The sequence below is a fragment of the Planomicrobium okeanokoites genome (assembly GCF_003428875.1).
Lineage (GTDB): Bacteria > Bacillota > Bacilli > Bacillales_A > Planococcaceae > Planococcus > Planococcus okeanokoites.
In genome coordinates this window covers 83,816-98,746 of the sequence record NZ_QQRS01000006.1, presented here as the reverse complement: position 1 = coordinate 98,746, position 14,931 = coordinate 83,816, and the positions used below count along the sequence as shown (strand labels likewise).

Genomic DNA, 14,931 nt, shown 5'->3' with positions numbered 1-14,931 from the left:
GCGCTTGAAGGAGACTAGCTGAAATCGGAAACGAAAGAAGGAATTGCAGATGTTTGATGTTTTATGGAAATTAAAATGGTTTTTTAAAGAAAATTGGATCCGCTACACAATCGCAGTCGGCTTATTGCTGATTGCCAATGTGCTGGAAATCATACCGCCTTGGCTGATCGGGGTAGCAATCGACTCGATTGCCCAGAATGAACTGACAGCAGAACTTCTATGGCAATACATTATCGTATTGGCGGTTGCAATGATACTTGCCTATCTGATCAACTTTGTCTGGCAATATCAATTGTTTGGCGGTGCTTATGTAATCGAGCGCCAGCTCCGTTCAAGTCTGATGGGGCATTTCCTGAAAATGACGCCGACGTTTTTTGAAAAGAACCGGACAGGCGATTTGATGGCACGTTCCACAAATGATTTACGGGCTATATCAGAAACCGCCGGATTCGGGATACTGACCCTTGTCGATTCTACACTGTATATGGGGACCATCATCGTCGCGATGGGAATCCTGGTGTCGTGGGAACTGACTTTATTGGCATTGATCCCGCTGCCGATCCTGGCGATCGTCGTGCAGATTCTCGGACGCAAAATCCATGAACGCTATACATTGGCGCAAGATGCGTTCGGTGATATGAATGACAGTGTTCTCGAGTCAGTCGGCGGAGTCCGGGTCGTGCGCGCTTACGTGCAGGAACGTGCTTCAGAGCGGCAGTTTGCTGAAATGACGGATGACGTCTATGAAAAGAATATGGCGGTCGAAAGGATTGATGCGCTGTTTGCACCAGTAACCAAAGTGCTGACAGCAATCAGTTATATGATCGGCCTCGGCTACGGTGCATTTCTTGTGGCGGAAGGTGTCATGACTCTCGGTGACCTGGTGGCATTCAATGTATACCTCGGTATGATTGTCTGGCCGATGTTCGCTATCGGCGAATTGATCAACATCCTGCAACGGGGCAATGCTTCATTGGACCGCGTAAATGAAACATTGGATTACGAGGAGGATGTTGTCGATCCGGCGAAACCGGCATATGCGGATAAACCGGAAAACATCGGTTTCCGTGATTTCAGTTTCACCTATCCGCAGTCAAGCTCCATCAATCTGCAAGGAATCAACTTGTCGATGAACAGCGGGCAGACGCTTGGAATCGTCGGCAAGACGGGAAGCGGCAAAACGACCTTTGTGAAACAATTGATGCGGGAATATCCGGCAGGTGAAGGTTCGATCCTGCTGAATGGAATCGAACTTCAGGATCTGACGAAAGATCAGCTGAGAGGCTGGATCGGATATGTACCACAGGATCATGTCCTGTTTTCAAGAACGATCCGGGCGAATATCCTGTTCGGTAAGTCGGATGCGACCGAAGAAGACATTGCGGAAGCGATTCGCCTTTCCCACTTCACGAAAGATCTTGAAATGCTGCCAAACGGCCTGGATACATTAGTGGGGGAAAAAGGGGTTGCATTATCAGGGGGCCAGAAACAGCGGATTTCAATCGCGAGAGCGCTGATCAAAAATCCTGAAATTTTGATACTTGATGATTCGCTGTCAGCTGTGGATGCGAAGACAGAAGCACGGATCATCGAAAATATCCAACAGGAACGTTCCGGAAAAACAACTATAATCACCACTCACCGCTTGTCGGCGGTGCAGCATGCTGATTGGATAGTTGTCCTGGATGACGGAGTCGTCATCGAAGAAGGAACGCATGAAGATTTGCTGAAGAAAAATGGATGGTATAACGAACAATTCCTCCGTCAGCAGATTGAGGAGGTGTAGGAATGACTACAGGAAAAAGATTATTAAAATATGCTTTGAATTTTAAAGGGATATTGATTGTCGGCCTTATATTTCTGGCCATTGCGGTTGCTGCTGACTTAGCGACACCGCTTATTGCCAAAGAAATAATAGACAATCACATTGCAACTTCCGGTGAAGCGATCGATTTTGAGCCGATTGCTTACCTATTGGCGTTATTCTTTGTACTCGGAATCGTCACTGCTGTATTCCGCTATCTGCAATATATCCTGTTGCAGAAAGGCGCCAATAAAATCATCCGGAAAATGCGTAATGATGTTTTTGAGCACGTGCAAAGATTGCCGATCCGTTACTTTGATAACCTGCCGGCGGGCAAAGTTGTCGCAAGGATAACGAACGATACGGAAGCCATCCGTGAATTATTTGTCACGGTGCTGTCGCAGTTTGCGACAAGCTTCATGTATATGGCTGGTATCTACGCAGCCTTGTTCTACCTTGACTGGCGCATGGCGCTGATCACCTTTGTCATCGTGCCGCTGTTATACGTGTGGATGCTGGTATACCGGAAATATGCGGCGAAATACAATCACGTGGTCCGTGAGAAGGTCAGTGACATGAATGCGATGATCAATGAGTCGATTCAAGGCATGACGATCATTCAGGCCTTCAGACGCGAGAAGCAGATGAAAGAGGAATTCGAGAGCATGAACAATGTGCATTTCAAATTTCAGCAGAAATTGCTGATTTTGGAAGCCGCCGCCTCACATAATATGGTCGGCGTTTTGCGTTCGATGGTTTTTATCGCCTTCATCTGGTATTTCGGTGGAGCGACAATGTCAGGCAACGAAGTTGTAACGGTAGGCGTACTTTATGCATTCGTCGATTACATCATCCGCCTTTTCAATCCGATCAGCGGAATCGTCAACCAGTTTGCGAAATTGGAACAGGCATTGGTGGCTGCTGAGCGGGTGTTCCGCCTGCTAGACCGCAGCGGGGAAAATGTCAGTGATGAGAAGATTGCAAGATACCGCGGCAATGTCCGCTTTGAGGATGTCTGGTTCGCTTACAAAGAAGAAGAGTACGTATTGAAGGATTTGACCTTTGAAGCGAAGCAGGGGGAAACAGTTGCGCTCGTCGGACACACCGGATCCGGTAAAAGTTCCATCATGAACCTGCTGTTCCGTTTTTACGATGTTTCCAAAGGCAGCATTACGATTGACGGCGTCAACATCAATGATATGTCAAGGCAGGCTGTCCGTGAACATATGGGAATCGTCTTGCAGGATCCATATTTGTTCTCTGGCACAATCGAGTCGAACATAACGCTCGGCGATAAGAAAATCACCCGCGAACGCGCCATCAAAGCATTGGAAGAAGTCGGCGGTGAACGGGTGCTGAAGCATTTGCCGAATGGCATTGATGAACCTGTTGTTGAAAAAGGGAGCACGCTGTCTTCCGGCCAGCGCCAATTGGTATCTTTCGCGCGCGCTTTAGCTTTTGACCCAGCCATTTTGATACTGGACGAAGCCACGTCGAACATCGATACCGAAACCGAAGAAATAATCCAGCATGCGATGGAAGTGCTGAAAAAAGGAAGAACCACTTTCATCATTGCGCACAGATTATCTACTATTAAGAATGCGGATCGCATCCTGGTGCTCGACCGCGGTGAAATTGCAGAGTCCGGTTCACACGATGAACTGATGAAACTCGGCGGCACCTATTACCAGATGTATCAGATCCAATCAGGAATGTCTTCTGCCCAGAAAATTGGGTAAGGGGACATTCCCTTTTTTTATTCGCTGCTGTACCTGAAATGCTATTACTATTAAATTTGCAACGCTTTACTTTATAATGAAGAAACGGATGAAAAAAAGCGCTGGAACCTTCCAGCGCTTTAATCATATACATGAAAGAGCATGAGCTCATGGATCATCTTTTTGACGGCCTCTTCATCCTCAGGCTGTTTGTTTCTCCAAGTGATGGTCCCATCGGGATGGTATTCTCCTGTAATGCGTTCATTCTTATAAAAAAATGAGATGTTCCAGCCAGGCAATTGGTGATTCTCGAACATCGGTGTAAATTTAAAATGCTGCAGCATAAAGATCCCCCTTTGTCTCTTGCATTCATTATAAAGGCAGGAAACAGGATTGACAAAGATGAAAAAGAAATGAGTGACGAATTTGAATATCCTTCTTACATTGATTTTCATGGCGTTCATCGGTGCGCTCATCGGTGGCGTCACCAACCATATTGCCATTAAGATGCTTTTTTGGCCATATGAAGCAAAATACATCGGCAATTTCCGTATCCCGTTCACGCCCGGTCTCATACCCAAAAGACGGGATGAACTTTCGACCCAGCTCGGACGCACTGTGGTGGAGCATCTCCTGACGCCGGAAACATTCAAAAAGCGTTTTTTCAATGAAGAAATGCGAATGAAGACAGAAAAATGGATTCAGCGGCAACTAGCCAAGCATGTATTTGAATCTCCGAAAACGTTTAAAAATTGGCTGGATGCAGCCGGTCAAAAAAATGTGGAGATGAAAATCGAGCGGAAAATCGACAGATTGGTGGAAAGGCAATACGATTCACTTCTTTCTTATATCGATGGCAAGACAATCCGTGAATTGATGCCGGAAGCCTGGAAAGACGAAGCCGAAGTGAAAATGATCCAGTCGGTGAAATACGGCATTGACAGAGGTTCCGATTACTTCGAATCGATTGAAGGAAGACGCGCCATCAAAACCCTGCTTGATGAATTTTTGGCTTCCCGTGGCAGGATCGGCAATATGCTGCATTCGATACTCGGCGAATCCCGTCCCTTAGTGGACCGGATCCAACCGGAAATCATAAAATTCCTTAATTCGCCGAAAACATTTGAATTACTGGTCTCCATCGCATACGCAGAGTGGGATAAATTGCAGGATCGCCGCGCCGATGCCTTGCTGAGTGAATTTGACTTTAATCCGGCCCTTGAAGCAGTGAAACAATATGTACGCGAAACCGCGAATGTGGAAGGACGCTTAAACACGACACTTGCACAGTCCTGGCCGGGAGGGTTAGAATGGACAAGTGAAAACTTTACTCCGCTTGTCACCGATTTCATTTTCGAGCAAGGGGAGCAAAAATTGGAAGAGACCATACACAAGATCAACATTGAAAGTATGGTGAAAGAGCAAGTGGATTCTCTGCCGCTGAGCCGTCTGGAAGAATTGGTTCTGGGGATTTCACGGAGAGAGTTCAAGATGATCACAGTGCTTGGCGCATTTATCGGGGGAGCTGTTGGTATTCTCCAGGGAGTGTTAGTCTCGGTACTGAATATATTGTAGAGGAGAATCATAATGGCAGTTAACATTTATGACGACATCAACAAATTGGAAAGCACTTTCCGTTCGACAGAGGAATTTCAGAAACTTGAAGCAGCTGTGGAAAACGTGAAATCAGACGATGAGGCTAATGAATTATTCAAGAGCTTCCGCGATCTTCAGATTTCGTTGCAGCAGAAACAGCAGCAAGGCGAAGAAATCACTGAAGAAGAAATGATGGGTGCGCAAACTACAGCTCAGGCTGCACAGCAAAACGAGAAAATTCTTGCGATGCTTGAAGCTGAAATGGGCCTTAGCCAAATGATCGAGGAAGTTAACCGCGTATTGATCAAACCTGTACAATCTTTGTATGAAAGCATGTAATTAAAAATTCCCTCATCTAAAATAGAGGGATTTGGAAAAAGACACCGAATAAGTAAAGATGAATGACAATTCATTTTTATGAAAGGGTGTCTTTTTTCTATGTTTGAAACAATCCGATTGGAAAAACAAGGCCGCGTTGGCCATGTAGTATTGAACCGCCCGAATTCAATGAATGCGATGAACGGGCAGATGATGAAGGAACTGGCGGACTGCTTTGAATCGCTCCAGAACGAACATACACTCCAGGTTGTAAAAATTTACGGGGAAGGCCGTGCATTTTCTGCCGGTGGCGATATCAAGGAGATGATGGATCCGGACAATCCGATGGATATCGAATTGGTCATGAAGGATGTCAGCAGGCTTGCGAAAGCGCTTTATACGCTTCCACAAGTAACGATAGCCATAGTCCATGGTGCTTCAGCAGGACTCGGGTTCTCGATGGCGCTGGCGTGCGATCATGTTATTGCTGAAGAGAACAGCAAATTGGCGATGAACTTCATCGGCATCGGACTCGTTCCGGATGGCGGTGGGCATTTCTTCATGAAAGAACGTGTCGGTGTGCCGAAAGCGAAGGAAATCATCTGGGCAGGTCAAACATTGAAAGCCCATGATGCGCTTGCTAAAGGCCTGATCGAAGAAGTGACGGCAGAAGGGCGCGCCATGGAGCACGCGGACAATTATGCTAACGAAGTTTTAAGTTCGCCTGTTCTTTCAAGACTTGCTTCGAAAAATATCCTTCATACGTTAAAACTGAAAGAACTTGAACAGGTGTTGGAAATGGAAGCATCCGCACAATCGGCGATGCGCAAAACGAAAGATCATATGGAAGGAATTCAGGCTTTTGTCCAAAAACGCAAACCTGAATTCAAAGGTCAGTAAGTTAAAGAAAAGGTGTCCCGTCACAATGACGGGACACCTTTTGCATTCGTTTCAAGAATGGAATAACAATAGTTTGCCAGCAGGCGAAGCGAGGCGATGGGTCTGATCTTCAAGTTCTTTTTCCTTAAGGATCTCTCTGCCTTTTTCTTTAGCCAGGTCATCGTTTTCAGCTGTGAAAGTTTCTTCGGTTATCAATTTGCCGGTCTGTTCGAATGCGGTTAGTTTATAAGTTCTCATTGTATATCAATCCTTTCTGAATCACTATTCAGTTTCAGTATAAAGGGTTTTAGGGGAAATGTCGTGCAATTATTTGAAACATTTCCGGACAAATGCCGTATAGATACTATACATATTAAAAGGAGGATTTAAAATGGCATTGTCTGTTGAACAAGCAACAAAAAAGTTCGGTGACTTCACTGCAGTCGACAATTTGTCATTAAGTGTCGAAGAAGGCCAGATGCATGGCTTTCTGGGGGCTAACGGCGCAGGCAAGACGACTACTTTCCGAATGATACTGGGATTATTAGATCCGACTCACGGCCAAGTCACCTGGAATGGTAAACCGATCACTTATGATTCAAGCCCTTTTATCGGTTATTTGCCGGAAGAAAGGGGACTCTATCCAAAAATGAAAGTGGAAGATCAATTGATCTATCTGGCACAGCTGCGCAAAATGTCAAAAGTGGATGCAAAAAAGGAGACAGCCGCTTGGCTTGAACGTTTTGAAGTTCCTCATTACGCGGGCAAAAAAGTGGAAGAGCTGTCAAAAGGCAATCAGCAAAAGATCCAATTGATCGCTTCATTGGTACATAAACCCTCGTTGATCATTTTGGATGAACCATTCTCCGGACTTGACCCTGTGAATGTCGGAATGCTGAAAAGCGCTATATTGGATGTTCAAAAACAAGGAGCAACCATTGTGTTTTCGAGTCACCGGATGGATCACGTCGAAGAATTATGTGACGATATGAGCATTCTTGACCACGGAAAAGTCGTGGTCGGCGGGTCTATCAGAGAAGTGAAGCGGAATTTCGGCAAACACAATATACGCCTTAAAATGGATAAGGAATTAACAGCACTCAGCCAATTGCCTGGCGTTGAAAAATATACAGGCACCATCGATGGTGCAATCCTCCAGGTAACAGACGAATCCACCGCGGATCTGATACTCGCGGAAGCGATGAAGCTGGGGCAGCTGCGCCATTTCTCCATTGAAGAGCCTTCGCTCGAAGAGATCTTTATTGCAAAGGTGGGCAAAGCATATGCATAGTTTTTGGATCATTTTTAAACAGGCTTTTATGACAAAAGCACGGACCAAATCGTTCATCATAACGACCATCATCGTGGCAGCTGCTTTTTTCCTTCTGGCAAATCTGCCGAATATCATCGAATCCTTTGGGGGCGATGAAGATGGCCAGGTTCTGCACGTAATCGATGAAAGCGGTGAGCTGGTTCCCCAATTGCAGGCACAGTTCGAACAGACTGACAGTGATATCCAAGCGATGCCGACTGAAATGTCAGAAGAGGAATTGCGGCAAGGCATCACCGAAGGCACAATCGAATCGTACCTGATAATTGAAGAAGGCGATACCTTAACAGCCCGTTACGTCTCTGAATCGGCAAATGAAATCGGAGCGGGTTCTGATGTGGAAAACGCTGTCCAGGCGATTCAGACAGCCCAGACAGCCGAAAGACTTGGCCTAAGCGGTGCCGAAGTGGGGGAACTGTTCATGCCGGCTCAATTTGAGAGGGAAGCAGTTTCCGACAGTTCGAAAACAGAAGAAGAGCTGAGCCAGGCCAGAGGGCTTGTCTATGTTTTGATCCTGCTCATTTATGTTGCAGTCATTTACTATCCGAATATGATCGCTATGGAAGTGGCGAACGAAAAATCTTCACGTGTGATGGAAATACTGATTTCCAGTGTGTCGCCGGTCAAGCATATGTTTGCGAAAATTGCCGGAATCGGAACTCTTGGAATTGTGCAGATGCTGATATTTGGAATCGCCGGCTATTTTGCTTTCCAAACTTCCGGTTCTGATATGGCGGAAGGATTTTTCAGCGTCATGGGATTCTCTGATATCAAGATTAGCACGTTCCTGTTTGCTGTCCTGTTTTTCCTGCTGGGCTATTTCCTTTACGCTGTTCTTGCAGCTTTGCTCGGCTCGCTTGTCAGCAGGACCGAAGATGTGCAGCAATTGATGCTGCCGATGATGTTCCTGATAATCATTTCATCATTCATCGCATTTTCAGGGATCGGCATGCCGGAAGCGAGTTATGTCACCATCTCCTCATTCATCCCATTCTTTGCGCCGCTTGTCATGTTCCTGCGCGTAGGTATGCTGGATATACCCCTTTGGGAACCGTTGTTATCCATCGCCATCATGCTCCTGACCATCGGGGTGCTCGGCTGGTTCGGTGCCCGCGTTTATCGGGGAGGCGTATTGATGTATGGTTCCTCACAGTCCTTGAAGGATATAGGTAAAGCGATTCGTCTGGGCAATAAAAAATAAGGAATTGAAGCATGAAGCTGTTTGCGGATAGATTTCCGCAAACAGTTTTTTTTATAAGGTGGGCATGGTAAAATTAGAACAAATATTCGCTTTCGGAAAAGAGGGGAAAGTATGGCACAAGTCCGTTTTATACACACAGCAGATTTGCATTTGGGCAGTCCGTTCACCGGCGTCTCAGGTCTTGCTTCAGCGCAGCGGAAAAGATTGGCAGATAGTGTTTATGTGGCCTTTGACACGCTGATAGATTACACATTGAAAGAAAAGCCCGATTTCATGCTGATTGCCGGTGATATTTATGATGGAGAAGATCGGACGCTTCGCGCGCAGTATAAATTCCAAAAAGGAATGGAACGATTAAACGAAGCGGGAATCCCTGTGGTCATCAGCCACGGCAACCATGATCATCTTGGGGGCGGTTGGAAGCGTTTTGACTTGCCCGCTAATGTGCATGTATTTAATGACGAAGTCAGCAGCCACAGTTTAATAATTTCCGGGAATAAGGTGACCGTCACGGGTTTCAGTTATGGGGAGCGTCATGTAAAAGAAGCGAGAATCCTTGAGTTTCCACAAGCTGATGAAACGTCCGCCTATCATATCGGCATGCTGCACGGCAGTATGGACGGTGATTCCAGCCATGCGGTATATGCGCCATTCAGAAAAGAACAGCTGCTCAGCAAAAATTATGATTATTGGGCGCTCGGCCATATCCATCTTCGCCAAATTCTCCATTCGGATCCCTGCATCGTCTATCCGGGAAATATACAGGGAAGGCATCGGAAAGAAACCGGTCCAAAAGGATTCTATGATGTGTGTATAAGTAATGGAGAGACCAGCCTGCAGTTTATCCGGACATCCGCTGTCTGTTTCGAAACGCTCGAAGTGTCCTGCAAGGAAATGATGCACATGAATGAATTGATTGATGCCTGTACAGCAGTTGCTGAAAGATACATAAATGAGAATAATGCTGTTATGGCTGTACTTCACCTGAAAGATGTAGATGAATATGCAGGTGAACTTTTAGAAGGGATTCCGGAAGAAGCATTATTGGAGGCAATTCAGGAATCACTTGAATCCAGTACAGCTGATGCCTGGATCACTGGTATCGTTGTTGGTGAAGATTGGGGTGAAACCCGTGTTTCCGCTATCGGTGAGAAAATCTCCACAACAATGAGTGAATGGCAGCAAAGCGACTGGAAATGGGTGCTGAAAGATCTTTATCAGCATCCAAAAGCAAGCAGATACCTGAATCCCTTAACGGATGAACTGATAAAAGAAATTGCAAACGAAGCCATACCCAAAATCCATAAAGCCATGAGAGCGGGTGAATGAAGAAATGAAAATCGAGAAATTGATGATCTACGGATTCGGCAAGCACGAAAATCTTGCATTGGATGTCAATGAGGAGTTAGCCGTCTTCTATGGCAATAATGAAGCAGGCAAAACCACGATTCAGCAATTCATCATTCAGATTCTTTTCGGATTTCCATCTCGCAACCAGGCGGAAAGCCGTTATGAACCAAAAGCGGGAGGGAAATATGGCGGGCAGCTCTATTTGAATGATTCACAGTATGGAAAAGTGATAGTTGAACGCGTAAAAGGCAAAGCGGCTGGAGATGTAACGGTCTATTTCGAAGATGGTTCCCGGGGGGCGGAAACCGAATTGAAAAAGATTTTACGTGATTATGACCGGGCTTCATTCGATGCGATTTTTTCATTTTCCATCCATGAACTGCAGGGGCTGGATAAAATGACAGAAGAGCAATTGAGCCGTACACTGCTCGCGTCAGGTACAACAGGAGTCGATTCTATTACAAAGATGGAATCGGAACTTGAAAAGGATATGGGCGAGCTGTTCAAGAAAGGGGGCCGCAATCCCCGGATGAACCTATTGATCGAGCAGCTCCGGAACGATGAGCGGGAATTGAAGGAACACCGCGGGCAGGCGGATTTATACGGCCCTTTTGTGGAACGGATGGATGGATTGGACAGCAGCCTGAAGGGACTGATGGAGCGGGAAAATTCCATTTCAGAATTGCTGTCCATTATCACCAAACGCCAGCAGGCGGCTCCGATAGCAGAACGGAAAAGACAGTTGGAAGAGCAGCTGGCATCGTTGTCGATCGACTTTTTTCCAGCGGATGGCAGCAGACGCATGGACCGTTTGTCTGAAAGGATATCCGATGCCTCAGCAAAAATGAAGCAAGCTGAAAAAGAATTAGCAGCATTACCTGAAATTGAAACTGCTGGAACAAGCGGTGACGCACTGGCAGAAATGCTTGAAAAGGAATCGCAGTGGCTGAGATTTTTATCACAATATAGGAATATGGAAGAAGAAGCTGAAAAGTTGAAATATGAACTTGGCGGGCAGCTTGGTTTGGCCGGCATGGCTTTAAATGAGGCGCTGACATTCGACACTTCCTTGATAAATGAAGAAAAGCTGCGGAATTTAGCGGTAGAAGCGGATAGGGAAGAAGAGAACAGCCGATTCCGTGAACGGGATCTTCAAGAGGAAAAACAGAAACTGATTGAAGCTGAAAAAGAGATGTCTTATCTCGAAAGCATTGCTCCGACTCCGGAACAGGTGGAGACAGCGGCAAAATGGCCTGAAAATGCGCTTAAGCTGGCAGAAGCGAAAGCCATGAAAAGGCTTGGCGCGGAACCGGCGAATCAGCTCTTCCCCTTGATACTCGCTGCAATTGGCGCAGCCGGAGTTCTGGCCGGCTTTTTGAGCGATAATATCCTGGTTGCGATTATCGCTTTTGCGGCAGTTGCAGCCGGAGTAATGCTGTTTATGAAAACACGTCAAAAACCAGTTTCAATGGATGAGGATCTTGAAGAAGTCATTAAGCGTTTCAGTGGCAAAGAAGCCGAAATGGAATCGCTGCAGCATAGAATAGCGGAGCATGACCGAAAAGTTGAAGAAACTTTGCGTATAATCTCAAAGGCTGATCAGAAAATCGAGGAACTTACCACAAACAGGGATGTACAGCCTGCTAAAAAGGAATTCACTGCTTTTATCGAAAATATCGGAATTACATCTTCTGCGAGTTCTTCTATTGTCATCGAGCTCTTTCAAACAGTCAGAAAAGTACAGGAGCTTCACAGTAAGCTGCAAAGAATTGAAGAGTTTTTAAAGAACGCCGAAATCGAGAAGGCGGATTGGATAAGAGCAGCAGCTGCCGCAACAGGCAAAAACGTTCAAGCAGGAGAGATGTACACTGTTCTCCGGGCAGAGTCAAAAAAATTCAATGAAGTGAATGACAGAAACCAGAGGCACAGTGAAAAAAGGGAAGCTTTGAAAGAAGACGTTGAGAGGCAAGCAGGTTATTTGCAGGAGCTTGAGAAGGAGAAAGATGAGCTTCTTAAGGAGAGTGGAGCCGCAAATATGGAACAGTTTTACCAGTTTCATCTTGAGTGGCTGCATAAGAAAGAGCTGGAGCAGGAATTTGGACTCGTCAGCAGCCAATGGCGGGCGATTGGAGCGGCCGAACCTGAGGAAGGTGAGACAGGGAATTCATTAAAAGAACACATGAATGAACTGGAACGGGAGCTTTCTGAAATAAGAAAGGAACGCAATCAGATTCTGAATGAAAGAGCTGAGCTTCAGCAAAAAGTGAACCACTTGCTGACGAATCAGGATTATGAATTGAAATTGCAGAAATATGAAGAGAAAAAAGCGGAATTCAACAAGCTTGCTTTTCGGTGGTCAGTGGACAAAGCGATTATTGAGGCTATTCGCAGTACAATGGCTGAGCTGAAAGAAAAATCGCTGCCAGCCGTTCTTTCCAAAGCCTGTGAGTATTTTGGGCGTTTGACCGGAAATTCCTATATAGCGATGGAAATTCATCCTGACGGACATTTTGAAGCAGTCAGAAAAGACAATATTCGTTTTCGCATATCGGAATTGAGTCAGGCTACGAAAGAACAGGCATATCTGGCGTTGCGCCTCAGTCTGGCTGTGTCCATGCAGAAGAGCCACCCTTTCCCAATTATCATGGATGATCCATTTGTCCATTTTGATCGCCTGCGGCTGCAGCAAGTGATAAACTTGATAAAAGAGCTGCAGACGGATCATCAGTTCATTTATTTTACTTGCCACGAAGATATGTGCCAGGCTTGGCCTGAAGCGCAGGTAATCGATGTGGCCAACACTGGAAGGAGTGTGTATTTATGAAAAAAGGCATTACCCAGCGGGCTGTTGGCGAAACAATAGATGAATTCCTTTTGATCAAGCAATCGGTAAAAGGGGTGACCACAACGGGCAATCCTTTCATGTCACTGGTTTTACAGGATAAAAGCGGGGATATCGAAGCAAAATTATGGGATACCAAAGATGAACACGAAAAACTTTTTGCCGCTGAAACGATTGTGCGGGTAGGGGGAGAAATCCATAACTATCGTGGAAAGAATCAGTTGCGGATAAAGAGTATCCGACCGGCAAAACCGGAAGAAAACCAGTCGATTGGGGATTTACTGCCGGCTTCCGAAAAAAGCACAGAACAGCTTTTTGAAGAAATCATGCAATACCTGTTCGAAATGGAAAACCCACAGATTCAGCGGATTACACGTCATATCCTGAAAAAACACCAGCAAAGTGTATTGACTTTTCCGGCAGCAACCCGCAATCACCATGATTACGTGTCAGGCTTGGCGGATCATGTAGTTTCCATGCTGCGTTTAGGAAAAGCGTTGCTCGGCATCTATCCGACCTTAAATAAGGATCTGCTTTATGCAGGGATCATCCTGCATGATATCGGCAAAGTATTCGAATTATCCGGACCTATTGCTACAACCTATACGGTGGAAGGCAATCTATTAGGCCATATCTCAATCATGGTGACGGAGATTTCAAAAACTGCCGAAGAGCTGGAAATTGAAGGGGAAGAAGTGATGCTTCTCCAGCACATGGTTCTGTCCCACCACGGCAAAGAAGAGTGGGGAAGCCCTAAACGTCCGATGATCAAAGAAGCGGAGATGCTTCATTATATCGACAATATCGACGCGAAAATGATGATGCTGGACCGGGCACTCGAAAAAACAAAACCCGGCGAATTCTCCGAAAGGCTTTTCCCATTGGAAAACCGCTCATTCTACAAACCGAAAATATAATACAAGGAAAATCAGCAAGAATAAACCCCCATTTCAATTTGAAATGGGGGTTTTCTGTATAAAACTTATTCTTCAGCAGGTGCTCCTGCATTCATGATTTCGTCCAATGCGCCTTCAAGTTCTTCGTCCTTGATTTCTACATTAGCTTGTTCCATCAATTCTGCAATTTTCGGAAGCAATGCGGCTTGATCGGCTTTTTGCATAGCAATCTCGCTGCGGATGTCCTCTTCCTGTCCTTCAAGTGGTTCAGCGCCTTCTACTTCGCGTTTGTCAGTGATTTGAATGATATGGTATCCGAATTGGGATTGTACAGGTTCACTGATTTCATCAACTTCCAACGAATAGGCAGCTTCTTCAAATTCCGGCACCATAGCGCCGACTCCAAACCACCCTAAATCTCCGCCTTCTGCTGCTGAGCCATCAGTCGAATACTCCTGTGCCAATTCAGCAAAGTCCGCGCCGCCGTCAAGTTCCTCTTTGACTGTAGCAGCAGTCTCTTCATCAGCAACTAAAATATGGCGTCCGTTCAGTTCCATTGTCTGACGCTCGTATTGTGCCTGAATCTCTTCGTCAGTCACTTCAACACCGTCAGTCAGAGCTTTTTCCTGTAAGAGATTCAAACGGATCACTTTTTCATAGCTTTCCTCAGTTTGATTGTTCTGCTCTAGGAAGGCTTCATAGTTTTCGCCGTATTCTTCTTTCGAACTTTCGATTTCAGCCTGAACTTCTTCGTCAGTTACTTCATATTCTTCGGACAGGACTTTTTCAATCATCAAAATTTGGATCGCCTGCTCACCGATTGAAGTTTTCATTTCCTGATATAGTTCCTCTTTAGTGACGTCTCCGACTTCTGATGTCACTAGGACTTTGCTGTCAGCATTGTCGTCGCTGCAGGCTGCCAGGGCCAATACCGAAGCCGCTAAAGATAAAGTTAATACTGTTTTTTTCATAAATTCCGCTCCTATCATACATTCTT

Annotated in this window: 13 protein-coding genes; 10 read left to right on the top strand and 3 right to left on the bottom strand. The window is 45.7% G+C overall.

The window, feature by feature from the left end; genetic code table 11:
• Positions 1–49 precede the first annotated feature (49 nt).
• Positions 50–1,786 carry an ABC transporter ATP-binding protein gene (locus D2910_RS13110; RefSeq protein ID WP_084242594.1) on the top strand — a complete coding sequence of 579 codons (1,737 nt, stop codon included), beginning with the start codon at positions 50–52 and terminating at the stop codon, positions 1,784–1,786.
• 2 nt (positions 1,787–1,788) lie between these two features.
• The gene (locus tag D2910_RS13105; RefSeq protein ID WP_117313767.1) at positions 1,789–3,543 is read left to right on the top strand and encodes an ABC transporter ATP-binding protein; all 1,755 of its coding nucleotides are present in this window, start codon (positions 1,789–1,791) and stop codon (positions 3,541–3,543) included.
• 119 nt (positions 3,544–3,662) lie between these two features.
• Here the strand turns inward: D2910_RS13105 and D2910_RS13100 are convergent, their stop codons facing one another.
• Entirely contained in the window at positions 3,663–3,866 is a 204-nt protein-coding gene (locus tag D2910_RS13100; RefSeq protein ID WP_084242591.1) for a YheE family protein, read from the bottom strand.
• A 73-nt stretch (positions 3,867–3,939) separates the two neighbouring features.
• Here D2910_RS13100 and D2910_RS13095 point away from each other — a divergent pair, with 73 nt between their 5' ends.
• The 3 genes from D2910_RS13095 (at position 3,940) to D2910_RS13085 (ending at position 6,336) form a co-directional block, all read left to right on the top strand.
• Positions 3,940–5,097 (top strand): DUF445 domain-containing protein, encoded by a 1,158-nt coding sequence (locus D2910_RS13095; protein WP_338088700.1) that lies wholly within the window; start codon positions 3,940–3,942, stop codon positions 5,095–5,097.
• A gap of 12 nt (positions 5,098–5,109) precedes the next feature.
• Positions 5,110–5,457 (top strand): YlbF family regulator, encoded by a 348-nt coding sequence (locus D2910_RS13090; RefSeq protein ID WP_084242590.1) that lies wholly within the window; start codon positions 5,110–5,112, stop codon positions 5,455–5,457.
• 99 nt (positions 5,458–5,556) lie between these two features.
• Positions 5,557–6,336 (top strand): enoyl-CoA hydratase, encoded by a 780-nt coding sequence (locus D2910_RS13085; protein WP_117313766.1) that lies wholly within the window; start codon positions 5,557–5,559, stop codon positions 6,334–6,336.
• Positions 6,337–6,387: 51 nt separating this feature from the next.
• On the opposite strand, the gene D2910_RS13080 is transcribed toward D2910_RS13085, so the two are convergent.
• Positions 6,388–6,573, bottom strand: coding sequence for a YhzD family protein (locus tag D2910_RS13080; protein ID WP_084242588.1), 186 nt, complete (start codon positions 6,571–6,573; stop codon positions 6,388–6,390).
• A gap of 133 nt (positions 6,574–6,706) precedes the next feature.
• Here D2910_RS13080 and D2910_RS13075 point away from each other — a divergent pair, with 133 nt between their 5' ends.
• The 5 genes from D2910_RS13075 to yhaM all read left to right on the top strand — a co-directional run bounded on the left by D2910_RS13075 (position 6,707) and on the right by yhaM (position 13,955).
• A complete protein-coding gene (locus D2910_RS13075) occupies positions 6,707–7,606 on the top strand; it encodes an ABC transporter ATP-binding protein (protein WP_084242587.1) in 900 nt (299 codons plus the stop codon).
• Positions 7,599–8,846, top strand: a complete 1,248-nt coding sequence (locus D2910_RS13070; protein WP_117313765.1) for an ABC transporter permease — start codon at positions 7,599–7,601, stop codon at positions 8,844–8,846. Before D2910_RS13075 ends, D2910_RS13070 begins: the two co-directional genes overlap by 8 nt.
• Before the next feature lie 111 nt (positions 8,847–8,957).
• Positions 8,958–10,175 (top strand): metallophosphoesterase family protein, encoded by a 1,218-nt coding sequence (locus tag D2910_RS13065; protein ID WP_117313764.1) that lies wholly within the window; start codon positions 8,958–8,960, stop codon positions 10,173–10,175.
• Between the two features lie 4 nt (positions 10,176–10,179).
• Positions 10,180–13,020, top strand: coding sequence for an ATP-binding protein (locus D2910_RS13060; protein WP_165850186.1), 2,841 nt, complete (start codon positions 10,180–10,182; stop codon positions 13,018–13,020).
• Entirely contained in the window at positions 13,017–13,955 is a 939-nt protein-coding gene (yhaM, locus tag D2910_RS13055; RefSeq protein ID WP_084242583.1) for a 3'-5' exoribonuclease YhaM, read from the top strand. Before D2910_RS13060 ends, yhaM begins: the two co-directional genes overlap by 4 nt.
• Before the next feature lie 65 nt (positions 13,956–14,020).
• Here yhaM and D2910_RS13050 read toward each other — a convergent pair whose 3' ends face one another.
• Complete coding sequence (locus D2910_RS13050; RefSeq protein ID WP_084242582.1) at positions 14,021–14,905, bottom strand: peptidylprolyl isomerase; 885 nt, start codon at positions 14,903–14,905, stop codon at positions 14,021–14,023.
• Positions 14,906–14,931 lie beyond the last annotated feature (26 nt).